General features: G+C 63.7%; 14 protein-coding genes and 1 pseudogene. 12 read left to right on the top strand and 3 right to left on the bottom strand.

Annotation, left to right across the window (positions count from 1 at the left end):
• The first annotated feature begins 57 nt into the window (after positions 1-57).
• The gene (locus tag GGQ69_RS12000) at positions 58-999 is read left to right on the top strand and encodes a ribonuclease HI (RefSeq protein ID WP_183528858.1); all 942 of its coding nucleotides are present in this window, start codon (positions 58-60) and stop codon (positions 997-999) included.
• 109 nt (positions 1,000-1,108) lie between these two features.
• On the opposite strand, the gene GGQ69_RS16720 is transcribed toward GGQ69_RS12000, so the two are convergent.
• Positions 1,109-4,633 carry a bifunctional RecB family nuclease/DEAD/DEAH box helicase gene (locus tag GGQ69_RS16720; RefSeq protein ID WP_183528860.1) on the bottom strand — a complete coding sequence of 1,175 codons (3,525 nt, stop codon included), beginning with the start codon at positions 4,631-4,633 and terminating at the stop codon, positions 1,109-1,111.
• Positions 4,634-4,884: 251 nt separating this feature from the next.
• Between GGQ69_RS16720 and GGQ69_RS12010 the strand changes: the two genes are divergently transcribed.
• From GGQ69_RS12010 to GGQ69_RS12020, 3 genes are all read left to right on the top strand, one after another.
• On the top strand, positions 4,885-5,982 hold the full coding sequence (locus GGQ69_RS12010) for a DUF3320 domain-containing protein (protein ID WP_183528862.1): 1,098 nt from the start codon (positions 4,885-4,887) through the stop codon (positions 5,980-5,982).
• A gap of 125 nt (positions 5,983-6,107) precedes the next feature.
• Positions 6,108-9,191, top strand: coding sequence for a helicase-related protein (locus GGQ69_RS12015; RefSeq protein WP_183528864.1), 3,084 nt, complete (start codon positions 6,108-6,110; stop codon positions 9,189-9,191).
• The gene (locus GGQ69_RS12020) at positions 9,188-12,625 is read left to right on the top strand and encodes a type ISP restriction/modification enzyme (RefSeq protein ID WP_183528867.1); all 3,438 of its coding nucleotides are present in this window, start codon (positions 9,188-9,190) and stop codon (positions 12,623-12,625) included. The genes GGQ69_RS12015 and GGQ69_RS12020 overlap by 4 nt, the downstream gene beginning before the upstream one ends.
• A 91-nt stretch (positions 12,626-12,716) precedes the next feature.
• Here the strand turns inward: GGQ69_RS12020 and GGQ69_RS12025 are convergent, their stop codons facing one another.
• Positions 12,717-14,960, bottom strand: coding sequence for a hypothetical protein (locus tag GGQ69_RS12025; RefSeq protein WP_183528869.1), 2,244 nt, complete (start codon positions 14,958-14,960; stop codon positions 12,717-12,719).
• A gap of 226 nt (positions 14,961-15,186) precedes the next feature.
• Here GGQ69_RS12025 and GGQ69_RS12030 point away from each other — a divergent pair, with 226 nt between their 5' ends.
• The 8 genes from GGQ69_RS12030 (at position 15,187) to GGQ69_RS12065 (ending at position 24,637) form a co-directional block, all read left to right on the top strand.
• Positions 15,187-16,233 (top strand): YhcG family protein, encoded by a 1,047-nt coding sequence (locus GGQ69_RS12030; RefSeq protein ID WP_183528871.1) that lies wholly within the window; start codon positions 15,187-15,189, stop codon positions 16,231-16,233.
• A gap of 186 nt (positions 16,234-16,419) precedes the next feature.
• Positions 16,420-17,427: a nucleotidyltransferase gene (locus GGQ69_RS12035; protein ID WP_183528873.1), complete on the top strand. Its 1,008-nt coding sequence runs from the start codon at positions 16,420-16,422 to the stop codon at positions 17,425-17,427.
• Positions 17,424-18,890, top strand: coding sequence for a ThiF family adenylyltransferase (locus tag GGQ69_RS12040; protein WP_183528875.1), 1,467 nt, complete (start codon positions 17,424-17,426; stop codon positions 18,888-18,890). The genes GGQ69_RS12035 and GGQ69_RS12040 overlap by 4 nt, the downstream gene beginning before the upstream one ends.
• On the top strand, positions 18,887-20,689 hold the full coding sequence (locus GGQ69_RS16895) for an SAVED domain-containing protein (protein ID WP_183528877.1): 1,803 nt from the start codon (positions 18,887-18,889) through the stop codon (positions 20,687-20,689). Before GGQ69_RS12040 ends, GGQ69_RS16895 begins: the two co-directional genes overlap by 4 nt.
• A gap of 462 nt (positions 20,690-21,151) precedes the next feature.
• Entirely contained in the window at positions 21,152-22,165 is a 1,014-nt protein-coding gene (locus GGQ69_RS12050; protein ID WP_370577174.1) for an EcsC family protein, read from the top strand.
• A gap of 136 nt (positions 22,166-22,301) precedes the next feature.
• Positions 22,302-23,306, top strand: coding sequence for an HNH endonuclease (locus GGQ69_RS12055; protein WP_183528879.1), 1,005 nt, complete (start codon positions 22,302-22,304; stop codon positions 23,304-23,306).
• A 276-nt stretch (positions 23,307-23,582) separates the two neighbouring features.
• Entirely contained in the window at positions 23,583-24,158 is a 576-nt protein-coding gene (locus GGQ69_RS12060) for a recombinase family protein (protein ID WP_183528881.1), read from the top strand.
• A 185-nt stretch (positions 24,159-24,343) separates the two neighbouring features.
• The gene (locus tag GGQ69_RS12065) at positions 24,344-24,637 is read left to right on the top strand and encodes a hypothetical protein (RefSeq protein ID WP_183528883.1); all 294 of its coding nucleotides are present in this window, start codon (positions 24,344-24,346) and stop codon (positions 24,635-24,637) included.
• Between the two features lie 53 nt (positions 24,638-24,690).
• On the opposite strand, the pseudogene GGQ69_RS16265 reads toward GGQ69_RS12065, so the two are convergent.
• Positions 24,691-24,936: pseudogene (locus tag GGQ69_RS16265) on the bottom strand (transposase); the annotation flags it as partial.
• Position 24,937: the final 1 nt, after the last annotated feature.

Genomic DNA, 24,937 nt, shown 5'->3' on the forward strand with positions numbered 1-24,937 from the left:
CGGAAGCAATAACCCGTATCCATCCCCGTCCGCACCGTCTCACCAGGAGGTCCTCCCATGACGCACCCCAAGCCCTGTCCCCCCGCCCGCCGGCTGCAGAACAGCATCGACGCCGCGGCGAACCGCTCGGGGGTGACCGTTCGGGTGGTGAACCGCCAGGGAATGGTCTTCTGGTCGGTGGCCCGGACCGAGGGTTGTGACCTCCACGGGGTGCTGTCCGGGGTGATGGTCGATGGTGAGGCCGGGCCGCAGCGCGGCATCCTCCACGATCGTCTCGACCGTGCCGTCCGACGGGTCCGGGCCGACGCGGCCGAGGCCGTGTACTGCGCCGAGGAGACCGGCATGGTGCCGTCCACGCTGCAAACGGCCCTGGGCGTTCGGGGCCACCAGACGACGTCGGACTATCCCCCGGCCCACGGTTTGGTGGCCACCGGGGCAGCCATCCAGGTCCAGTTGCGGTCCTTCTATCGCCGGGTGGAGGTGTCCACGGATGCCTCCGCCGGCAAGCGAGGGTGGATCGGAGCAGGGTGGATGATCGACTTCGGGCAGGGCAGCCGGCTGCGGCTGGGCCAGCAGGCGCGCCGCGGCGGCAGCATCCTCGAGGCCGAGCTCCGTGCCATCCTCCTGGGCGTCCAGGACGCCACCCGGCGTATCCCCCACCATCTGGTCAACTCCTGCGAACTGGTGGTCCGCTCGGACAGCAAGTGGGCACTGCGCATGATCACCCAGCCCGGGTGGTCTCCGCTGGGTGCGTCGAGGGCGGCCGTCGAGCAGGCGGCACTGATCCGCACCGTGGTCCGGGGCCTGATGGTTGATTTCACCTGGGTCAAGGGCCACGACGGTGACCGCGGGAACGAGACCGCGGACCGCCTGGCGCTGATGTCCCGGCGCCACGCCGAGCTGGGACTGCCGACCGAGGTCCTCGAAGCCAAGGTTGAAGCCCTGCGCCTGGAGCTGCAGGAAGCCGGGACGGCCGTCCAGCACGCCCTGGCCGCATAGAACTCCACGGGTGTCCGCCGGCGACGAGCAGTGGCTGCGCCCCACCGAGTCGACGGCTCCGGCGGTGTCCGGATAGCTGGCGTGCGGTCATTACCTCCGTGTGGAGGGGTTACCGCACACTCATCACATCAGCGCCTTGCGTCAGGCGCGCGAAGGCGCTCAGCTCGGCCAGGCCCTGGGGCGTGTTCGGCAGGTGGTCCAGCAAGGCCGGGGAGCACACCAGGTAGGCCTTCCACTTGGCCCGGGAGATTGAGACGTTCAGCCGGTTGCGCATCAGCAGGAACCCGAGCCCACGGGGCACCTCCGCCGCGGAGGAGGCGGCCAGTGAGGTGATCGAGATGACCGCCTCCTGGCCCTGGAACTTGTCCACCGTCCCCGCCCGGACCTCGGTCAGCCCCGCCTCATCCAAGGCCCGTCGGATGGCCTGGACCTGGGCGTTGTACGGCGTCACCACGATGACATCGTCCTGACCAATCTGATGCTGCTGGTCGCCGTCGACCCACGTCTGTCCCAGGTGGTCGCAGATGATCTGCACGACCCGGTCCGCTTCCTCGGGGGACGCGGTGACGTTGCCGCGGTGCTCCACGAATACCGTCTGCAGCCCCGGCTCAACGCCGTGGAGCTCACGGTCCCGGGTGTTCTCGTGGGAGCCCAGTTGACCCTCGTAGGACAGCTCGGACACCGGTCGGGTCACGGCGGCGTCCATTCGGCGGGATTGGGCCAGGAAGTAGCCGTACTCTGTGGGCAGCACGTCGTGTCCGGCGCTGAGAAACCCCAGGGCGGAGGTCTCCACCGGTTCCGGATGGCTGCCCTGGCTGACCTGGGGCAGCTGCTGCGGGTCACCGAACAGCATGAGGTTTTTGGCGCACGCTCCGGCGGCGATGGTGTTGGCGAGGCAGTACTGGCCGGCCTCGTCCACGATGAGCAGGTCCACCATGTGCCCCTTGTTGGCGAGCTGGGAGAACAGCCAAGCCGTCCCGCCGATCACACACCCCTCCGGGTGGTCGGCCAGGAAGTCGGGGCCCTTGGAGTTCGTGAACACCTCGATTACACCCTGCGGCGTGCGCCGGTCCTCAGGCTGGGCCTTGCCGACCAGCATCGGGTCCAAGCCGTGGCCGATCACGTCGTCGAGGACGTTGTCGACCACCTTGTGGGACTGCGCGACGACGCCCACTGTCCACCCGTGCTCCCGTACCAAGCGGATGATGGTGTGGGCGGCCAGGTACGTCTTTCCGGTCCCGGGCGGGCCTTGGACCGCCAGGTAGCTGCCGTCCAGTCGCAGGGCCGAATCGGTCACCGCGCTCACGTAGTCCTCACCGACCAGGGGAGCCAATCCCCCGCCGCGCAGTCGGGACGGTCGCCGACACAGCAGATCACCCAGGGGGTCATCGGGCAGGGCGTCGTGGGTGACGGCTGCGCGCACCCACCCTTCGATGGCCGCCTGCAGGCCTCGGCTGTCCGGGGGTGGGCCGGGCGTCAGGGTGTCCGGCAGGACGTCATGGGTCTGCGGATGCTTCGTGGTGGTCTTCTCGGTGACCCGGACGGTGGCCGGCGTGGCGTTGGTGATAGTGGCGGACAGGCAATCGCGCATGCCCGACTCGGGTCCGTACATCAGGTGAGGCCCCGGGAAGTCATAGACCAGATACGCGCTGCCCTCCCCCGGTGTGCTGCCTTCCGACCACTGCCCCCGCAGGATCAGGTCACGGCTGAAGGTCCGTGACTTCGGTTTCTCCTTCGACCAGTCCCGGGCAACCTCGGCGAACTCGACATGGAACACGTTGCGGTGATTGGCCCACTCATCCGCGGGTTCACTCAGGCGCGTGAAGTGCTCCCACCAAAAGCTCTTCTCTTCACGTTCGTGGTAACGCAGTGCCGCCCCGGCCAGTCCCCAGCCCCGCTGGTCATCAGACCGGTCCGGGTCGATGGGATCACCGGCGTGGGCGAGCACTGCCGCCTCCAGGTCGGCACGCTCCTGGGCGCGTTCCTCGCGCGCCTCACGTGCCGCGCGTTCCTTCGCGGTGTCCTCCTGGAGCGCGGGAGCCGGCACCGTGCCCGCCCCGCCGAGGTCCTCAGTGTCTGTCAGGGTGCCATGGTCCGCGGCCACGCTCCGTAGCCAGTCCCTGAGCTTGAGGGTGGAGAGGCAGTCGTACTCGTTGTAGTCGGCGATCTCCTGAAGGAGCGTTTCTGCCTCTGCCGTTTCGCCGGCGTCGCGCAGCTGGACGTACTGGGCGTACTGGTCCACGCTGTCCGCGGCGTTCGTGACCCCCTGACGCTGCTCCCCGGCCATGTGCAAGGCCTCCACCTTCTTGATGGAGTACGACGCGGTGCCCAACTGCAGGGCTCCCCCGACCACGCCGTAGAGGTCCACCAGGACCCTGTCCCGCAGCAGCGTGTCCACCCGGTCCTCCGCGACCCCGTGCCGCTGGGCGATCGAGGACAAGTGGGTCCGCTCGTAGCTGGCGTAGTGATAGATGTGCATCTCCGGGAACCTGTGTCGGCGCTCCTCCACGTAGTCCAGGAAGTCCAGCAGCGCCTGGCGCTCCTCAGCGAGGTCGTGGGCCCAGAACGCCCGGAACTCACCCTGCGCATCCACCAACCCGAACAGGTAGTCCAGGCCCCACGTCTTACCGTCCGGGGTCCACATCGGGTCGCCTTCAAAGTCGAAGAAGATGTCCCCCTCGCTCGGCGCCGGCAGCGCGGCCAGCAGCTGGGCGTCGACCACCCTGAACTGCGGCACCTCCAGTCCTTCACTGGCGATCTGCAAGGAAGCCTGGCCGGACAGCTTCTCCATGGTCCGCCGCGGCACCCCACCGGTGGGCTGCCCGGGCTCCCAGGCGGCGACGTCATCGATGGTGCACAGCCCCACCCACCGCAGCTTGGCCCGCTGAGAGGCCCGCAGGTTGTACACCTGCCACATGTCCCGGTGCTCGGCGATCTCCGCCGCGCAATCGTCACAGGAACCGCACCGGGAGTACCGCTCGTCCTCCCAGCCCACCGCGGCGGTATCAGCGAGCCGCGCTTCGACCAGCAGGGCGAGGCGCTGCCGGCGCAGCGCGTACATCGGCTCAATGTCCTTGAGCCGGTGGGTGCTGACGTTCCGGTCGCCGAGGATGAGCTCCACCTCCTCGTCCACCGGGACGCCCAGTCGGCGCAGCTGGCTGGCGTAGGCAGCCAGCTGCAACAACGCCGTGACCTTGGCGCTGCGGGCCAGCTTCGTGTCCTGAACCCGGTAGCGCCCATCCGGGCCGCGCACGATGAAGTCCGCAAACCCGACGAAGGGCAGACCGTGGTCATCCTCCGCGGCAAACGTCGCCTGAAAGACAACGTCAGCCCCGGCGTTGAAGGCGCCCATCGTCGCCTTCACTGCGGCCGCCACCGACTCGGGATCCCGCACATCCGGACGATCGATTCGCGCCACGCGGCGTACGCCGTCGTCGTAGCGTTCCAGGACCTGCGCCTCGTGGACGTCACCCAGTTCGGCTGCCCGCTCCAGCATGGCGTCCTCGGCGCGCTCCAGCAGGGTAATACGGCCCAGCTTCTCGTCGAGTCGCCGCAGCCAGGAGAACTCACAGGCCGTGGCGGCGGTCAAGTCACTGGCACTGGTGACGACTCGATCCTGGTGGTCAATGAACACGGCGGAACCCCTCGGCAGGCGATGACAATGCCTTCATCCTGCCCGATGCCAGGGACACCTCACCACCAAAAGCCCTGGTCACAGAAAAATCGGGCGCCTATCCCGTCCGGACCATCTGGTTGACTACTGCTCGTCGACGACGACGGCCGGTCCTGGGCCACTCGGTGTCGACACCCGTCTCAATGCTGGCAACCCCACCGGGCGTTGCCGCATAGAAACCCACACCTGTATCCCCACAGATTGGAAAGTCGATGACCCTTTCTCCCCGCGAGTCCGCCGCCCGTGGCCTCCAGCTCCTCGCCGACCGGCTGGAGCCCATCATCTCTCGCACCCTGGCTCCCGACCTGGATGGTTTGTCCTGGACCGTGCTGCTGACGGAGATCGACCGCCTCAAGGGCAAGGTCCCGCACACGTACACCCGCAACGACGTGCAAGCGCAGCTACGCGTGCTGACCGAGCGACTGGGAAATATCGGCTACCCCTTCGACGACCACACCCGGACCGTCTCCACTCTGGGTGGTGAACTGCGGATCGCACGCAACCGCATCTCGCACATGGACGACCTCACCCTCCTCGACGCCTGGCGAACCCTAGACTTCATCGTCCGGCTGCTCGCCCACTTCGACGACTCAGAAGGAAGCGCCGAAGCGGAATCCATGCGGGACAGCATCCTACGGCTGACGTCCCCCGGTGCTGAGCTGACGTCGGTTGAAGATGAAGTGGACGAGGAGGCGGCGGAAACGGGCCCGGGCGAGCCCGAGGTCGTCCCCGACCCGGAGGTGTACCGCCGAGCCGAGACGGTACAGGACCGACCCCGGACCTCCCTGCGCGACGAGCGTCTGGAGTTCGAGCCGTGGACCGTGGTCCTCGCTGGCGACGTCAGTGCTCTGGACGGCATCCGTCGCCAGGAGAACCGGGAGCTGGTCCGGTCGGTGATCGAGGAGATCGTCGCTCAGGAGGGGCCCATCCAGATGGAGCGCCTGGCCCGGTTGACTGGTCGGGCCTTCGGCCTGGGACGCGTTGAGTCCAAGCGCGTCAACCAAATCAAACACCAGGTCAAAGGCACCGAGCTCACCGTGGACGGTGACGGATGGGTCTGGCCGGTCGACATGGACCCGGAGAACTGGGAGGAATTCCGCCCCAGCTCCAGCGGGGTGGATCGCCCCTTCGACGCGATCGCACCACAGGAAGTCGCCAACGCCTCTCAATTCCTGCGTGACAGCCATCCCGAGGACACCGAGGACGAACACCGTCGTCGAGTACTGCAGACCTTCGGCAAAAAGCGCATGACCACCAAAGTGCGCCAGCACCTGGATCGCTCTCTGGACACGATGGTGTTCGTGGGCTGATGAGGGAATTAGAGGAGAAGTCCTCATGGTTCACGGAGGCCATGAGGACTTACTCATCTAGTCGGGAACTCACGCTCGACTTCCCTCGTAGAGTTCAAACGCAGGAAGCGAATAGAAGGAAGCACGTGGCGACACCAGAGCAATTCATCGTCGACAACACCGCTGAGGACTGGAAGGCACTCGAGTACGTCCGAGAATGGTGCGACATCAGTACAGCTATCGACATCGCCACCGGCCACTTTGAGATCGGGGCGTTCCTCGCCCTCGACGGTGCGTGGCAAAAGGTCGACAAGATCCGATTGCTCATCGGCGGCGAGACGAGCCGCACGACCGCCGACGCAATCGCGACGGCACTGGACACCTCGATCGCGGTCGAGCGCCAGACCGGCGATTCATTCCTGACTGGAATCGAGGCGGTCGTCGACGGGATTCGCAGGAACAAAATCGAGATTCGCGTCTATAAGCCGAAGAAGTTCCATGCCAAGGCCTATATCACCCACGGCAAGCTGAAAGTGGTCGGCTCTGCCGCGCTGGTTGGATCGTCTAACTTCACCCGCCCCGGTCTGACGCAGAACATCGAGCTAAATGTGAAGTTCCAGGGGCCGGAAGTCGTCGACCTTCAGGCCTGGTATGAGAAGCACTGGGAGGAGGCAACGCCGGTCAATGAGGACCTTCTTGCGGTGCTGGAGCACAATGCCCGTGCTTTCACACCGTTTGAGGTATATGCCAAGGCTCTCCACGCCCTAACCGCCAATATCGACTCCACAGACAAGAGCTGGGAAGAGTCGGAGTCGGTCATCTACCCAATGCTCGCGCCCTACCAGCAGGAGGCGTTTCACGCACTGATCGAAATGTCGCGGCGATGGAATGGCGGCTTCCTCACCGACGGCGTCGGTCTCGGCAAGACGTTCGTCGGTTTGATGCTCACCGAGTACTACGCCGTGCGGCACCGCAAGAACGTACTGATCATGGCAACCAAGACGGGTCAAGACGCGGTCTGGAACCCCGAGCTGAAGGAGAGGCTGCCCGAGCTGTTCGGCCAGTTCTCGAACGTGCTATTGCGTGCGCACACGGACCTTACGACCAACAAAGGCGCCGAGGAGATCGAGCACTTGGCGAAACGCGCCGACGTGATCATCATCGACGAGGCGCACAACTTTCGGAACCACGGCAAAGCCCCTACCGAGGACAACCCGTGGGGGTCCCGCTGGTGGCGCATGCAGGAGATCTGCAAGGACAAGACCGTCTACCTACTCACGGCCACGCCGATCAACAACACCTTCTTCGACCTCGTCCATCAGGCTGAGCTATTCACCGGCGTCGACGCGGATGACCACTTTGCGAGCATCGGCATCAACAGCCTGCGAAAGTACACCGTAGAGCTCGAGAAACCGTTCAGGAGCAGCATCCCGGACCACGCTGCCATTACTACGCTGATGGCTAAGGACAAGCTGTTTCAATCAATCATCCACCAGAACAGCCGCAAGTACGCCGTAGAAAGTTCAAAGGTTGCTGGCGGCTCCGACGTAATCTTCCCCGATACCCAAGTACCGCGTGTGGTGGAGTATGACTTCGGAGCACTCTACTCCCCTCTTTTCACCGAGATGCAGAATGCCTTTAGCCGTGCCACCCCCCTCTTCGTTCTGCCCATGTACTACCCTCTGGCCTTCTCGAATAGTGAGGACGTCGACACGGTAGCGGAGAATCGGCAACGCCAGGTCGTTGCCCTGATTCGCACGATCTTCCTCAAGCGGTTTGAGTCCAGCCTCGCCGCGTTCGCCGGCTCGTGCCTTGACCTCTCGGCCAAGGTACTGCACTGGCTCGATGTCAATACCAAGATCGATCCCGCTCAGATGAGCAGGCTGGCCGACTGGCGAGCCCACAACGAGTCCACGCTGAAGGCCATCCACGACCGGTACCGCTCCAACCTCGACGAGGTCTGGCACGCGGAAGACCTCACTGAAGAGGAGCTCAATGAGCTGGAATACAACCTGGTCGGCGGAGACTACAAATTTGAGGAGATGCTCGACTCCGCGTTCGAAGACCTCGACCAGTTAAAGCGATTCATGGATTTGATCCTTAACGGAGCCGGATACGACGACAAGTACCTCCGCCTCCGTGACCTCCTGCATGGGCCTTCCAAGGAAGGGAAGAAGACGCTAGACAAGTCGGTATTCACGCCGGAGTTCCGGACCGACAAGGTCATCGTTTTCACAGAGTTCGCTGACACCGCTCGCTACCTCGAAGATAGATTGAGGAGCGACGGCCTCACCGACGTCGACCGAATCGATGGCACCCGCGGCAATGACCGCTATACGATGATTAAGCGTTTCGCGCCCTTCTACAACAAAGTGTCGGCAGAAGACCGCAAGAAGCACTCGCCGTTGCGTGTGCTTATCTCGACGGATGTGCTGAGCGAGGGGGTGAACCTTCAGGACGGCACGCTGCTCGTTAATTACGACATTCACTGGAATCCTGTGCGCCTCATGCAGCGCATCGGCCGCGTTGACCGCCGCATGAACCCTGCCATTGAGGCCGAGCTCATCAAGGAGAAACCGTCCGCCAAAAAGTCCCGCGGACACATCCAGATACGGAACTTCGTGCCGCCAGCCGAGATCGAGGTTCTGCTCGCCCTGTACAACCGCGTGCAGAACAAGACCCTAATGATCTCGACCACCCTCGGCATCCCCGGCGGCAAGCTATTTGACGAGTCCGACATCTTCGACGACGTCAAAGTGTTCCAAGCCTTTAAAGACGAGTACAACGGCGACATTGCCCCGATTGAAGAACTCCGCCTCAAGTGGCTCCAGCTCGCCAAGGATAACCCGGGTCTGGAGGACCTCGTCGAGCGATTGCCCGAAGGCATCTCGGCTGCGACATCAGGTAAGCCGTCTGGTGTGTTCACCTGCCGACGTGTCCCAATCCTGACCAAGATCGATGATGACGCCGACCCCAAGTGGACCTTGGAACCGGGTGAGGTCGAGTGGGCACTGCGTACCCCCCACGGGGTTGAGAGAGCCCTGCACGCCATCGATACCGCGATCTCGGCCGAGCCAACAGACCAGGCCGCGGGGTTCAGCGATCGGTCCAGCCTCCAGGCATCGTTGCGCGAATTCGAGCGTGACGAAACCAAACGTCTGCGCAAGGAGACCCAGTTGCCGCTTGATGCCCCGACGCCGAAGACGATCTGCTGGGTGGAGGTTCGATGAACGCCAACAAAGATCACATCCGAAGGCTGATCCAAGCTGCTCCCAAGTCGGCCGACCATCTACTCGACCTGTTGCTCAATGGACTCGACTGGCCCATCCCTGACGACCTTTCATGGGGTGACATCCAACTCGAGTGGGAACCCGAAGAGCTACACCTCGACCCGGAAAAAGTCGCCAAGCTCAAACAGATCTCACAAATCCCCCCACTGACGACGAACCAAAACTTTGGGGTCTTTGTACTTGACTTTGAGGGCGGACGCCTTCCTGTTGGCGCCATCCGTCGGCTCGTCCAGAGGCTCGTCAAGAACGAGCGGGCCCGCAAAGGCAGCGGCACCCACGCGCAGTGGTCCCTCAACGACCTGCTTTTCTTCTGCCTCTCCGCGGGGCAAGACAAGCTGCTGCACGTCGTTAACTTCCGCGAGAAGGACGGCAAACGTGTGCTTCGAGTCCTCTCCTGGAACGCCCAGCTCACGAACGCCCGCCTCGATCTGCTGGTACGACGCGGCATCCCAGATTTGTTGTGGTCCCCTGTCGAAGGACCCAAAATCGTCATCGACCCGTCCTACGGGAAGGGCTTCCACGGCTACCGCGAGGGCATCAAATCTGCAGCCACGCTCTCGCGAAGAATGGCCGAAGTCGCCCAAGACGTGCGGGACGAGGTCCGCGCGCTCTACGAGGTGGAAACTGACGAGGGACCGATCCGAGCGCTCTTCGACGATGTCCGAAACCAGTTACTGGGAGACCTGACACCGGAACGTTTCGCCGACGTCTACGCCCAAACCATGGTCTACGGACTTCTCACCGCGCGAATCGCACATCCTGAGGAGTTCAAGGTAGAGCAATCCGTCTCGGCACTAAAATTCGACAACGAGTTCCTCGATGCTATCTACTCACGCTTCCGCAACGACTCAGACGGAATCATCGACGTGGACGAGTTGGGCCTCAATGAGCTTGCCGAAGAGCTAGCCGCGACCGACGTCGACGAACTGCTCGCCGACTTCGGTGCCGACAATCAGCGCGACGATCCAGTGGTCTACTTCTACGAAGAGTTCCTCGCCCAATACGATCCTGATCAGCGCCGCGACCTGGGCGCCTTCTACACCCCGCTCCCTGTCGTCCGCTACATAATTAAGACGGTCGACGACGCCCTCAAATCATTCGGCCTGCCGCTAGGTGTGGCCGACTCGACGACGTGGGCTGAGTATGTCGAGACATACCCCGAGATCGACATCCCCAAGCGCGCAAAGCCTCATGACCCCGTGGTTTCCATGTTCGATCCTGCCAATGGCACGGGAACCTTCCTCGTCGAGTGGCTTCGTCAAGCCCGCCGCAACGCTGGCGAGGCTGGCGAGGCCGCCGCCCTTGCGCACGCGTCAGCTTGCGAGATCTCACTGGCCTCGTACGCCGTCAGCCACCTCAAAGTTTCGCTCGATATCTCCGAATCGCTCCGAGAGAAAGCCCGCCTGCCGATCTACCTCGGTGACACTCTCGGCGCGAAGCACGATCACGTCATCGCGGAACTAGCTGACCCAATCAGCACTGAAGGCGCTCATGCCGACGAGGTCAAATATGAATGGAACCACAACGTACTAATCGGCAACCCGCCGTATGACCGCGTCGAGAGCACCGGCACTGGGGGCCACATCACGGCGCTGCAGGACGGCACGTCGCGCTCACTGTTCGACGACATCTTTGACGACGCGAAGAAGCACGTCATCTTCAGCGCCCACGCCAGCGTCTACAACCTGTACGTCTACTTCTGGCGCTGGGCCATCTGGAAGGTCTTCGAGGAGAATTCCGGCCCGGCCGTTGTCTCGATGATCACCGCGTCATCATGGCTTGATGGCCCGGGTTTCCTTGGGCTGCGGCGCCTCGCCCGCGAGGTGGCAGACGAGATCGTCGTCGTGAACCTGCACGGCGACAACAAGGGCACTCGCAAGGACGAAAACGTCTTCAATATCGAATCGCCGGTTGCCATAGTGACACTGATCCGTCGCGCCAATGGCGACCGCCGAAAGCCTGCTGCTGTTCGGTATGCGAGTTACAGGGGAATCCGAGCAGAGAAACTAGCCGCCCTCACGGACTTGGCCTCAGGTCGGATCAAGCTCACCACAGTCGAAGCGAGCTCCGATTGGCACGCGCCATTCATCCCTGATTCAGGGGGCGCAGATTGGGCGGCATACCCAAGGATCGTGGACCTCTTCCCACTGCAGCAACCGGGCATGATGATCAATCGAACGTGGCCTGCTGCTCCAGACCGCGCCACGTTAACTGAGCGTTGGAAGGCGTTCGTCGCCACGAAAACTCCAGACGAACGAGCCCACTACTACGTAACCCCAAGTACAGGTCGGCGGATCACCACAAAGGTCCCCGGTCTCGTTCCACTGGCCCAACTTGACGCACACGAATCCCACCGGCCGATCGTGCGCTTCGGTATGAGGTCATTTGACCGTCAGTGGATATTTAGCGACCCGCGCTTGATTGCACTGGAGCGCCCCGCGCTCTGGGCCTCCCTGTCCGACAAGCAGGTCTTCCTTACGACGATGACGACAACCAGTCTCGGCAGCGGTCCCGCAGCAACGCTGACGACCGCAGTCCCCGACAAGCACCACTTCAGAGGTTCATACGGCGGCAAGGATGTCATTCCGCTTTACCGCGATTCCAACGGCACACCCAACGTCGATCCAAGGCTGCTCTCTGTCTTGACGGAGCGACATAGGGAAACCAACAAGAACGCGGACACCGTCACCATCGAGCGACTCTTCGCCTACACCTTCGGCGTCCTAGCAGGCACCGACTACACCACCCGCTTCCACGAGGCGTTAGAGACCGCCGGCCCGAGAGTCCCGATCACTGCTGATCCCGAAATATTCACCCGCATGGAGCAGCACGGCTCACGACTGATCTGGCTGCAAACATTCGGTGAGCGGTTCGGTACAGGAAAGCTACCGACGGTGGGGATCGAGTGGACGGCAGAACCAACGCGCTTGCCCGATACCAGGTCTGACATCGCCTATGACGAAAACACCGAGACTCTACGAGTGGCCGACGGCACATTGGTAGGTGTGCCTCCAGCAGCCTGGACGTTCGAGGTCAGTGGCATGGAGGTCATTCCCAAGTGGCTGGGCTACCGCATGACCAAGCCGGCAGGCCGTGCCGCTTCAAGTAGTTCTCCTCTCGACCAGCTCCGTCCGACAGCGTGGTCGTCAGAATGGAGCACCGAACTTGTAGAGATTGTCACTGTCCTCAAGGAAACCTTGGAGATGATTCCTACCGGCGTCGACATCCTGGATGAAATCATCGCCGGCCCCCTCCTTGCCGCCGAAGAGCTCCCAAGTGCCCCTGCCTCGCTCCGGCAGCCACCAAAGACACGGAAAACGCAGGCGACCGAAAATGCTTCGCTATTCGACGACGGCACGTTTCCCGGCATGTAGGGCGAGATGATCTTCTAATTGCTTTTCAATGGGCCTATTTCAGCGGGCGCTATGCGGGGCAGGGGTGTCTCCTAAGCCGTGACGGATTGGGTTATTCGAGGTCGCCCTGGAGTTCTCGAACAACCTCATTCACGGCGGCGGCAACGTCCCGTAGGAAGCGGTTTTGGTCCGGCGAAGCGCTGACTGTTGGGATGGGCGCGCCCCGGTCGTATACCTCGTTGGCGATGATTCGAGCGCGCTCAAAGGTAGAGCCGGGTCCCTTTTGCAGATAGGCCTCGAGCCAGCCACGTCGGACTTCATCGCGTAGGCGTCGCTGGGTCAGCTCCACGAGACGGTTGGTGACGGCGTTCGACAGCGCGTCGAGGGTTGCCTGCTTCTGGTCTTCGTCCGGTTCGCCGGCCGACCAGCGTTCGGGACGTTGCAGCATCAGGTAGACCTGCATCTGTAGGTGGTAACGGAGATCGGCAACCGGCTTGAGGTTGTCATACTCGTCGTTCCACCCCTCTGCTAGTCGCCGGCTTAGCGCCTTCACTCGCGTCCAGTGCTCTTTTGGAGCCTCCGGGTTGTTCTCCAGGCCCAGGAGACCGCGCCAGCGTACGTGGAAGGTCTTTGCGGCCTCCGTGACGGCCAAGGAAAGGTTCATCTTGTTGAAGACTGGACGTGACGGTCCTGCTTCGGTGGCCCGCTCAGGGTGGGTCAGCAACTGGAGCAGCTTATCCAACTGCTCGATAGTCCGGGACCCGGTTCGCTTCTTGGCGTCAAGTTGGTCTTGGATGCCTCCGACGAAGAAGCCGGCCTGGTCGAGGCGTCGACGCAGCACCCGCTCGGCAGCCGGTCCGAGCTCATCACCGATCGCTTTGAAGACGTTCTCGACGGACGCCAGCACGTGCTGCTCTCGGTCTGGGAAGGTCGGCAAGTTGGGACCCTTGACCTGGTCGAAGTGTGTGAAACAGAAGTGCAGCTTGTTGGCGTTGCCGGAGACAGCGATGCCCTTGAGTGCGGCCACCGGAGCGGCCTGCATGGGCTGAGCGGCATTGTCCACAAGAACAACTGCGTCGACTTCTTGCAACTGATTCGCGACGTGCGTGGAGAGTGTGGCCACCGACTTCGGCGTGTGTCCCAGCCCCTCTCCGTCAACGAGCACGAGGCGTACGGGTTCGGACGCCCAGGGCGGCTGGAAGGGTCCCATCACGCGGATGCCGTTGACGAGCGGCGTGAGGAGTCGCCCGAACAGTGGTGCGAAGTTGCTGGAAAAACGGGTGACCACCTTGATAAAGGCAGCTCGATCATCGCACTCCCATGTCCACGTGGTCGGCCAGCCCTGGCGGTTCCGCCGAAGCTCTCCGGTGTCGAGGGTTGCAAATCGCTTTTCGATCTCATCGATCAGCGAATCCACAATTTCGTGGAACTCATCGGACTGGCGAAGGTCGCTGTCCAGGTTCTCCTCGATCAGTTCTTCCAGGACTCGTTCGTCCTCCTCAACGTCCGTGAATGCCTCGATGATGGCATCGGTGTGGCGCGCTACGACGGCCTTTACCCCCTCGACGGCGTCAGTGATGACGGCCACGGTTGCTGCCAGGTCCACGGAGCCGTACTCGGTGGGGTCAATGTCGTCGAGCTCGTCGTCGTCGACGAACTCTGCCTCGTCGGTCGCGGCCGAACCTCGACCAAGCACGTAGCTGAAGCGAAAGCGTTGGTTCACATGGTCGAGTAGCCGGCGGCGGATTTCGTCGTCCGGGCGCTTCCGGAAGACGGCCAGCGCGGCCTCTGACACGTTCTCCGTGAGGTAGTCGATGACCTCGTCGCGTGGGACAAAGGTGACGACCGCGCGGTAGGGGCCATCCTCGGCCGTGATTAGCTCGGTGTCGGCCACCGTGGTTTTAGCAGTCGACGTAGACGGGAAGCGTTCCGTGGCAGGGTCGGTACCGAGGACCTGACGTACCACCGTTGTCTTGCCTGCGCCGGTAGTCCCCAGCATCAGCACGGTCCGGTAGCCATCTTCTGAACCCGGTAGCGGCAGTAACTTGTCGCGCAGCTCTACGAAGTTCACCTGGGACGTTTCGAGGCCCTCGTAGAAGATCTCCACAACACGCGAATCAAAACGGCTCAGCGCGTTCGTGCGGGCGGTCGCCTCCCACAGTGCGGGAGTGCGAAGGATCTCGTTGAGCTGGTCAACCAGCTGTGTGGCCACCGCCTCGTCCGAGGTGCCCAGGCCGCGCCGGATACGGCGACCCGTTTTCCCGGTGGCAAGGTCCAGGCGAGCGGGGTGACGGAAGATCACCGTCCAGGCCTCGCGTCCCTGATTGCGGCTCTTGCTTGCCGTGTAGTGTCCCATACCCGCCATCCTGTTGTTCCTGGGGTGTACCGAAGAGCATACGGATCGCGTCAAGGCTCTGACAAGGGGCAAGTGGCCCGTGGTGTCAGCGCTCAAACGCCGATAACGGCGCATACGACAGCTGACGTTGTGGCGCCCGCGGCAGGATCCAGCCGGTCCAGGCGTCCCAATCGTCCAGACGGCGTCTGAACAATTGGGACCGGGAGCCCACCCCTAGGGTGGAGGCATGACCTCATTGGAGCCGGACCTGCCAGGCGATTACGCCGCGACCCTCACCGCGCTGAAGGACCTCGTGGGGAACGCCCAGTACCGGGCGCAGCGCGCGGTGAACACCGCCATGATCGAGCTCTACTGGAACATTGGGCGCACCATTGCGGACCGGCAGAGTAGCGAGCCGTGGGGTAGCAAGGTACTGGAGCGGTTGGCGCAGGACTTGCGGAACGAGTTCCCCCACATGAAGGGATTCTCCCGGACCAATCTGTACAACATGCGGGCCTTCGCCCAAGCCTGGAACGGCCCGGAACCAATTGTCCAGACACCGTCTGGACAATTGAGCTGGAGCCACAACGTCGCCCTGCTGAACAAGCTCGACGACCACCAACTCAGGGTCTGGTACGCCTCCAGGGCCGTCCAACATGGCTGGTCGGTGTCCGTGCTCGAACACCAAATCCTCACCGGTCTCCACACCCGCAGCGGCGCTGCCCCGAACAACCTCGAGGCCAGACTCCCCGGGGAGGGCACCGACCTGGCCCGGGCCATTGCCAAGGACCCGCTGGTCCTCGACTTCCTCGGGCTGACCGAAGAAGCCCAGGAGCATGCCATCGAGGAGGCCATGACGCTGCGCATGGCCCAAACGCTGGCCGAGTTCGGACCCGGCTTCGCCTTCGTCGGCCGGCAATACCACCTGGACGTCGACGGCGATGACTTCTTCATCGACCTGCTGCTCTTCCACATCCCCTCCGACCGCTACGTCGTGGTCGAGCTGAAGGCCGGCAAGTTTAAGCCTGAGCACCTGGGCCAGCTGAACTTCTACGTCGCGGCCGTCGATGACATGCTCCGGCTGCCCCGGCAGACGGCCACCGTCGGGATCCTCGTCTGTGGCTCTCGGAACGAACGCACCGTGCGCTACGCCCTGGACGGCTCGGCCCAGCCCCTGGCCGTGGCGTCCTACACCTACGAGGCACTGCCGGTCGAAGAACAGTCGGCGCTTCCCTCACCGGCCGCCATCGCCGCAGCCCTCGAGCACGATCCCTCCACCCCTGGTGACGCGTAGCGTCCGACCCATGCCTGCGCTCTCTCCGAGCCCGTCCGCGAATGCCGGCAACAGCGCATACGTCTGTGAAGCACCACCCCAATTAACGTCCTTGCGTCACCGTTTCGTCAGGGCCCGCCTTAAGTTGTCCGTGGCGTGCAGCAGTCTTAGAGATTCGACCTAGTCAGCGCCAGAGTGGAGGGCCCGATGGCTTATTTGAGACAGCAGTTCAAGGATGCACTGAGCTCCATCGAGCCCAGCAAGGACAAGGCCAACGCGCAGGAGGCCCACCGGCTGGTGCGCGACGTCCTGGAAGCGGACTCGAAGCTCCTGGAGTATGGCGCCAGCCCGGTGCTGATTGGCTCCTACAAGCGCAATGTCTCGATCAAGCGCATCAAGGACGTGGATGTCTTCGTCCGCCTCCCCGACGTCCCGAGCGATGTCACGTCCCAAGACATCCTGGACCGGTTTTTCAAGGTGCTGCATGCGGAGTTCGGCTCCGACGCCGACGGACACCGACGCACCAAGCGCCAGGACCGGAGCCTTCAAATCTCCTTCCCGGAGTACGACCTCTACGTCGACGCGGTGCCTGCCCGGCCATCCGGTGACGACGGGTCGTGGGAAATCCCGCAGAAGGGCAACGAGGACCAGTGGGTGCGCACCAACCCGGAGGAACTGACCACGCTCTCGAGCCAGATGAACGCCGCTCATGACGACTACTACGTGCCGACCGTTAAGCTGCTCCGTCAGACGCGCCGCGCCCTGCTCGGCTCGAAAAAGCCAGGCGGATTCTTCATCGAGATGGCGACCTACCAGGCGTTCAGGAGCGGGGCCGTTTCGGGTACTGACCACGCGGAGTACTACGTCTCCGCGCTCCGGGAGATCAGCAAGATTGTCAACGACTTCGTGACCAACGGCGTTGGAGTCAATGACCCCACGCTGCCTGGCAACACCATCCGCATTCGCGCCACCGACGAGGAGCTGGATGCCGCCCGCACCCGCTTCGCGGACGCCGCCACCACCGCGAGAGAAGCGCTCGACGAGGAGGACGAAGGCCAAGCCGCCCTGGCATTCCGAAAGCTGCTGGGCAAGAACGGCGACGGTGAGACCGTCTTCCCGATGCCCCCCGGGTTCAACGAGGACGGCACCAAGCGCGCATCCGTACTCTCCGCCGGGGCGCGCGTCGTGCCCGCAGGGAAGCGGACCTTCGGGTGAGCCTGAGCGGGTACGACGACCACGTCGCCTACTCACGACAACACTTCGAAGAGGGCCTGATCCGCGCCGGTTTCGTCGAGACGGACACGGCATGGCGAGGGCCGGTCTTGCACTCCGGTGGCGCGACTGAAGTTTTGATCGACCTGCGACCCCGTTTCCCTTTCCAGCTACCCCGGGTCACGCCGGTCGTTCAGGATGCAGTGCCGTGGTCGTGGCATCGCGAGTTGAATGGTTCCCTGTGCCTGGTCGCCGAGGACGACCGAGACGGAATGTGGTGGGTGGACGCCGCCGCGTTCCTGGAGCACGTCACCGCATGGTTCGAGCAAGCGCATGCCGGCTGGCCCGAGGACCGTCCTGACCTGGATCTCGACCGGTACTTCGAGCTTTCTACTGACAGGCGCCTGTACCTCTACGGGGACCTCGCCCCGTACCGCAACTGCTTCGTGCGCTTCCGTCCGTCCACCAACGACACGATGCGGATGAGCCGCGGTACCCGTCCGCCGAAGACCTCCAAGCACAGTAAGGACCGTTTCGGATACGTGGCAGACCTCGGCGACGTCGTCGTGCCGCCGCGAACGTGGGATGACATCTCCTCGCGGATCGACCCCGGTATGAACCTGGACCGCCAGATTCACCAACGGGCGGTCGCCATCGTGGTGCTGATGTATCGGCGCGGCGCCCAGGATGGGGTCATCGTGCTGGAGGTCAGGCCGAGAGGGGATGGCGGTTTCACGGTCGCCCGTCTGCGTTCGGGCGCGGATACCGAGGCGGCCAGGTCTGCTCGCAGAGGCCTCCTGGCGCCGGAACTGCGGAGGTGCCGTGTCGGGATCGTCGGTGCCGGCGCCCTGGGCTCGTTCATCGCCGACACGCTCGCGCGTTCCGGCGTCCATCACCTCACCCTTGTTGATGACGATGTCGTCATGCCCGGGAATCTCGTCCGCCATCTCGTCGGCCCGGAGGCCGTGGGCCTGTCGAAGGTCGAAGCGGTCAAGCGGCACCTCGTCACACGCAACGGGGTCCCGGCCCGCGGAATCGAGGTACGCGAAGTGACGCTCACCTCAAGCGCCGACGCCGTTGACCTCCTCAGGAACCACGACCTCGTGGTGAACGCCACCGCCGACTTCGCCACCACCGCCCTCCTCCACGTCACCGCGGCCTCGCTGGGAACGCGGCTGCTCTCCGCGGCGCTCCAGAACGACGGCGCCACCTACCGCATCGATGTCCTCCCACCGATCGACGGAGCCGCCATCCTCCCGCCCTCGACGATCGACGCCGACAGACAGGCGCCGGAACTCTTCGAGGCAGGCTGCGGGGCTCCCCTCTCCCCCACCCCTCCCCACGCAGTGATCGAGGCAGCCGCAGCCACGGCCCGCCACGCCATCGGACTCCTCGTGGACCGTCCCCTCCACCCCGCCGGGGAAACACGGTCCCTGCACCCCGCATCAGAAGAGAGCCACCCGTGACCCAGCCACCGCCAACAATCGCGCTCCGCAAGGACGCCCACGACACCATCGCCTCCGAGACCGCGAAACACCTGCCGCGGGAGACCGGCGGGATCCTTCTGGGATACCGCGAAGGCGCCGACATCGCCGTTACCCATGCCCTCGTCGTCGACGGGCCGGGGGCTTCGGCTCGTCGTTACGTTCGCGACGACGTTAGGGCAAACCAGCTCCTCAACGAGTTCCTGGCGCAGCGAGCAGCCGACGACCCGATAGGTTACATCGGCGAATGGCACAGCCATCCCGCTCCTTCCGGGCCAAGCGCCACCGACATCGCAGCCCTCCGCGCAACCGCCAAGGCCAGCTCCGATCCGATAGCGCTACTTGTTCACGCCCCCGGCGGGCCGGGGCCATTCTTCGGGTCGATCGCCCGGCGCCAACGCTTCGGCCGCATCACCACCCAGGAAGCCAAAGTCTCCCTGCCGCCATCCAGGTTCAAGCCGCTGGGCCCGCTACCTGAGCGTGCTGTTCACGGTGATGGCCCCGTATTCATCTCCTACCGGCAGACAGATGGCACCATCCGGGCCAACTCGCTCCAGAACCTGCTCCGGGCCGCCGGACTGGTCGTGTGGAGGGACCACACCGATTTGCGCCCCGGCACGACGACCGATCGCCTCGAGCAAGCCCTCACCCAAGGCCTTTCAGCCGCCGTGCTTATCGTGACGCCCGACATCATCGACAGCGAGATCGTACGAGAACGCGAGCTCCCCCGCCTGCTCCAACTCGACGACGACCCCGCGTTCAGCCTCTGCATCGCCAATGACATCGCCAGATCGGAAAGCGACTCGAAGTGCGACTACGACGCCCCGGACCGGCTATTAAGACTCGCGCCCACCCGGACACTGGCCGACAAGAAACAGAGCAACATGCTCGACCCGGCCGGCGAGATCCAGATCGTGCGAGACCTGCTCATGCACCGTATCGAGCAACGCAAACCTGAGATCCGCACGGAGGGCCGGACCTTCACGATCCGCGTTCAAAGCAGGCCCGCTCCGTTCGCCATCGACGCGGACGACGACGACTTGCACATCCGCCTCCAAGCCGCCGACGAGGGAGGCCTCCCCTCCCGCGCTGCACTGGAGCTCCTGCGATCAACGCTTCCATTGACCGGCGATGCCGTGCATGCCGCCGGCGCAAAAACCGTGCGCATCACCGGCGGAGCTCACCTGTCGATTGCCCTTGCGCTCGGAGCGGCCCTGTCCGAAACCAGGATCGGCAACGTCGAGGTGGTCGATGTCCGCGATCAGCCATGGACCTCTGCTTCCGGCGACGACCCGTTGACCCACGAACCCCACACCGAATTGCTCCATCTCGATGAGCCCCAGAGCACCGCAACCCGCGACCGGGTTGCCGTCTTCGTGAGCCTGACCTCGAACCCCGATCACACGGCCTTCGACCGCCTGCTTCACGAACATCCGGGTCGCTTCAGCAGGGCAGCCGTGGTGTCGCTCTCGGGAGAAGATCGGATAGACCCGCGAGAAGCCGCCCGCCTCAGCACAGCCGTCGCACAAGAGATCAGGCGTCTCGCGGCCAGCAGCGGACGCGCCGAGGTGCATCTCGTCTTCCACGGCCCCTACGCGATGGCCGTGCTCATCGGCCGCCATCTCAACACCTTGCGCACCGTCGTCTACGAATGGGACAACGCGAGGGACGACATTCCGAGATACAGGCCCGCGTTCGTGCTCCAACCCGGTGTCACGGGCGGCCCGATCACCGAAGTCCTCATCGACCCCCTGAGTACTGACACGTCATCCGGTCATTAACATCTACCCACCCTGCAGCGCCGCCCGCCCACCGTCTCCGCGCCTTGCTGGGTTGCGAGGCCAACACCAGCTAGTCCTAGAAGTACTGCAACCCACGAAGGAGACCAATATGGCAGCGAAGGGTTTGACGTCGCTACGGAACGTCGCTCACGGCCGCACATCGTCCCCCTGATCGACTCCCGAGTCCATCAGTTCTACGGAACGAAGCGACCAGAAGAGCTCCGGAAGGCACTGTGGGAGGACATCGCCTGGATGGCCTCCCTTGCCGCCACCAAGACCACCCCGGATGGGAAGCCCCTTACCCTCGTACGTCTGGCCGACATCCTGATCTGGACACCCTGAACCGACGCGTCGACGGCCGGAAAATCCGCTTCAGATATCGACTTCTGGACAGCGGCTCCAACCGCGGTTCAGCCGGTAGTGCATCATGAACTCACTGGTCACAGTCGAAATGGAGCCTCAGTGAGTACTTACGCCGACCCCCTCATCAACGAGGCCACCCAGATGAGCGAATATGAGGGCAAGGTGTGGGACAGGCTCAACGAGCATTGGCAACGCCGCAATAACCGCCGCGGACTGCCGAACTGGGCGAGCACCGCACTCAGCCGCACCGGGGAGGTCGCGAGCAATGCCACGAGCCGGGTCGTGGAGGCCGTACCGGAGGTAGTGCTGGAACCGATCCGCCGGGCCAGCGACGCAGTTGCTGACAAGGCCGCGCGGCCAGCACTCGAAGCAGCGGCGTCCCTGCTCGAGCTGGTCAACGACTGGGCCCAGGAGCTCAACGACCCGATGAGCGTCGAGAAGCTCGCCCGCAAACGTGGCGTCGAACTCAACGATTTCACCGACCTGCGGCAACAGGACCTCAAGGTCTGCGACCGGCTGTTAACCGGCAACACCCTTACGTGGCGCACCGCCGGCGCTCTCGAAGGCGGCGCTATGGGTCTACTGGCGTTGGTTCCCGTGGCCGGCATCCCCCTCGCGCTAACGGCGGATGTCCTCGTCATCCAGGTCCTGAGCACGTCGATCGCATCGCGCATCGCCTACTCCTATGGATACGACGCCAAAGACCCCGATGAGCAGGATTTCATCCAGCGACTAGTCCGTCGGTCCTTCATGGCGCAAGCGGCCAAAGCCAAGCCGATGCGAGATGCCGCACGAGCTGCGGGCGCCGTTAAGGGGCGGATCAGATGGTCGGATAAGCTCCGTGCTGACCACCGCCTTCTGGCTGCTCTCGAGAAGTTGATGCAGCAACTGGGACCGGCCGGAGCTAGGGTGCCGGTCCAGAACGTCGCCAAGGTCGTGCCCTACGTGGGCGTCCTCATCGGCGCCGGTATGAATTCCGCGATCCTCGGCAATGTGGCCGCTGACGCCCAAAGATACTGCCAGACCAGATTCCTTTGCGAAAAGTACGGGCTGCCCCTGCCGACCGCCCTGGCCACTGACCCCGACGACGATCTCCAGACCGACGTCACTTGAATGACGAGCACTGATCCCTGATGCAAGCCACAGACAGAAGGCCCTGCCGGCTGACGCCCATAACCCAACCCTCGTGTCTAAGTGCCCGAGGTCCAGGCTCAACTCTGAAGTCAAATCCTGCTGATTGGAGAATCCGTTGCCATACCTGATCGCAATTGGGGTTGTTATTGCCCTGTTCGCGCTCCTGATCGAGTACTGGTACGTCACCCTGCCCATCGCCTTGCTGATTGCAGCCTGGGTGATACTCCCCGGCGTGATTCGACACATTCGCAAGGAGCGGTACTTCTCCAGCGAGGAATTTCAAAGCAAGAAAGCCGAGCTCGCTTCGTTCGTTGCCGAACACAATGAGATCGCAAAGTACACGTCCGAGATACGTAGTCGAGGATCCTTCCAGCTCGGCGCCTCCTCCACCGGAGCTCACGCACACTTGGCGAAGTTCGAGAACACGAGCACCCACAAATATCGCCGCGACCGCAACGAAGCGGACTACAACTCCTCGAACGTACATAACTGCTCGCTGCAGATCGTCCGCAGCGCCAAGGCCGATCCCCTCAAGTACCTGATGAAGTACTTCAATATCAAGGCCGAGGAAACACGCCTCATCGAAGTAGAAGGCCTCGGCGAGGAGATAGCTCGTCTCGAGAATGCGATCAGCAACCTCAAGCAACGCGAGGCGAGTATCACCACTTCATTCGAGCCTCCCGAGTTCATCCTGCAGTACTACAAGGATGAATTCATGGAGCACGTAGGAGTCAATCTCTCCCCCATCCGCGTTCCCTATCCTGTCTATACCTTCGAGTACGTCAGCGACGGTGGGAATAGCTCGCAGCGAACGACCATCGAGTTAAACACCGAGATGATCGACACCCTCGCTGAGACGCTTTCGGAGAAAATCCGGTACAAGAAGAGCGCCGCAGGTCAGCGCGCGCTGATGACAGCCAGACTGCGACGCCTCATCAAGGAACGCGACAACCACACCTGCCGGTACTGCTCGGTATCGATCATTGAAGAGCCTCACCTCCTCCTCGAAGTGGATCACATCGTTCCGGTCTCAAAGGGCGGACTCTCCACACCCGAGAATCTGCAGACCCTGTGCTGGAAATGCAACCGCACCAAATCCAACAAGGTCTTGCCCGTCTAGATCGGCGAGGTGAGAACTCCCGTCGTGCTCTAGTAGTCATGTCCGCCTCACGAGGAGGGGCGGTAGTCACGCCTGGGCGGGCACGTGTCTCATAAACCCTTCCTTTGATGCGACGCCGGACTGGGTCTCTCGACAGCACCCGCCGGTCGATCCGACCTCCCGGGATTCCCGGGAGATTCGCCGTCGCCGCTACGGCGGCATTTGTCTCGTTCGCCTGTCTCATTTGCTATCGTCTCAACTATCTGAAACCTGTCGAGTTGATGAGACGAGGCCTGGATGGCAAGCCTGGGATACGCGCGCGTGAGCACGGTCGAGCAGAACGCGGACCTGCAGACTCGCGCACTGAAGGACGCAGGGTGCCTTAAGGTCTACACCGACCACGGTGTCAGCGGCACCAAGGCCAAGCGGCCCCAGCTGGACAAGCTGCTCGAACACGCCCGCCGCGGGGACGAGCTGGTGGTGTGGAAGCTGGACCGGCTCGGGCGCAACACCCGGCAACTGCTGGACCTCATCGACCACCTCGAATCCGAGGGCGTCCACTTCAGGTCCCTGACCGAGGGGATCGCCACCACCGGGCCGATGGGCAAGGCCATGCTCACCGTCATGTCCGCCTTCGCCCAGCTCGAACGCGACCAGCTGGCTGAGCGCACCAAGGCTGGTATGGCCGCCGCCGCGGCCCGAGGCCGCAGGGGCGGCCGGCCGGCCGTCACCGCCGAGGCCGAGAAGGTCCGGCAAGCCGGTCAGTACCGGCATGCCGGGCTCACCCCACCGGAGATCGGCAAGCTGCTCGGGGTCAGTCGGGCCACCGTGTACCGCTACCTGGCCCTGAGCGCCGACGGAGCCACCGACTAGGCTTCCCCCGGCGTGCCCCCTCGGGCCCAGGCGGAAAGGGAGAATGGCATGGGGCGGATCGAGCTCCCCACGATCATCGGTTCACTGGTGAAATACCTCCCGGCCCCGAGCGGGCAAGTCCTCGTACTCACACCGGCCGGGTGGGACCCGCGGGCCCGGGCCTTCACCGGCCCCGATGGTGCGGGGTGCCCCACGACGCCGAACGCGGCGAGCCCCGTCTCGAGGTATTCGGCGATGCTCGGGTGGCACGGACAGGCGCCCGCGCGGTGTGGGTGGATCCGCTTCCTGCATCCGGTCGACCCCGCCGGGCGTTGCGCCGGCCCGGTCCGGTCGTGGTGCTGGACTGCGCCGTGTACGCCTACTGCCCGAACTGCCTCAACGGCAAGGGCGGTGGCGGCTGCTGGCTGCACCCGGTCCTCGGGATCCGTCCCCGCGCCATCGAACACCACGGCGTCGAGCTCGTTCCCGGCCGACCCTGACTCATCCCCGGACCCCAGGGCGGACCCTCCAGCGTGGCCACTTATGAGGCTCTTCACACTCCAGGGTGTAGACGCGGCCCGAATCCACCGGGCTCCCGCCATGACCGGGCGATGTAGTTAGTGAGGGTCCGGAACCCCAGGGCGGAGTCGCGCAAGTGCGCGAGTCGGTCCTTGATGGCGTCGGTGGGTCCGTTGGAAGCGTCCGAGTGGTGGAAGCAGTCCAAAATGTCTGTCGTCCGCTTCCTCAAGGTCCGCCTCAGCGCGGCCACCTCGGGCGAATTCTTCGCTGACCCACCCGAG

The organism is Micrococcus sp. TA1 (genome assembly GCF_014199555.1).
GTDB lineage: Bacteria > Actinomycetota > Actinomycetes > Actinomycetales > Micrococcaceae > Citricoccus.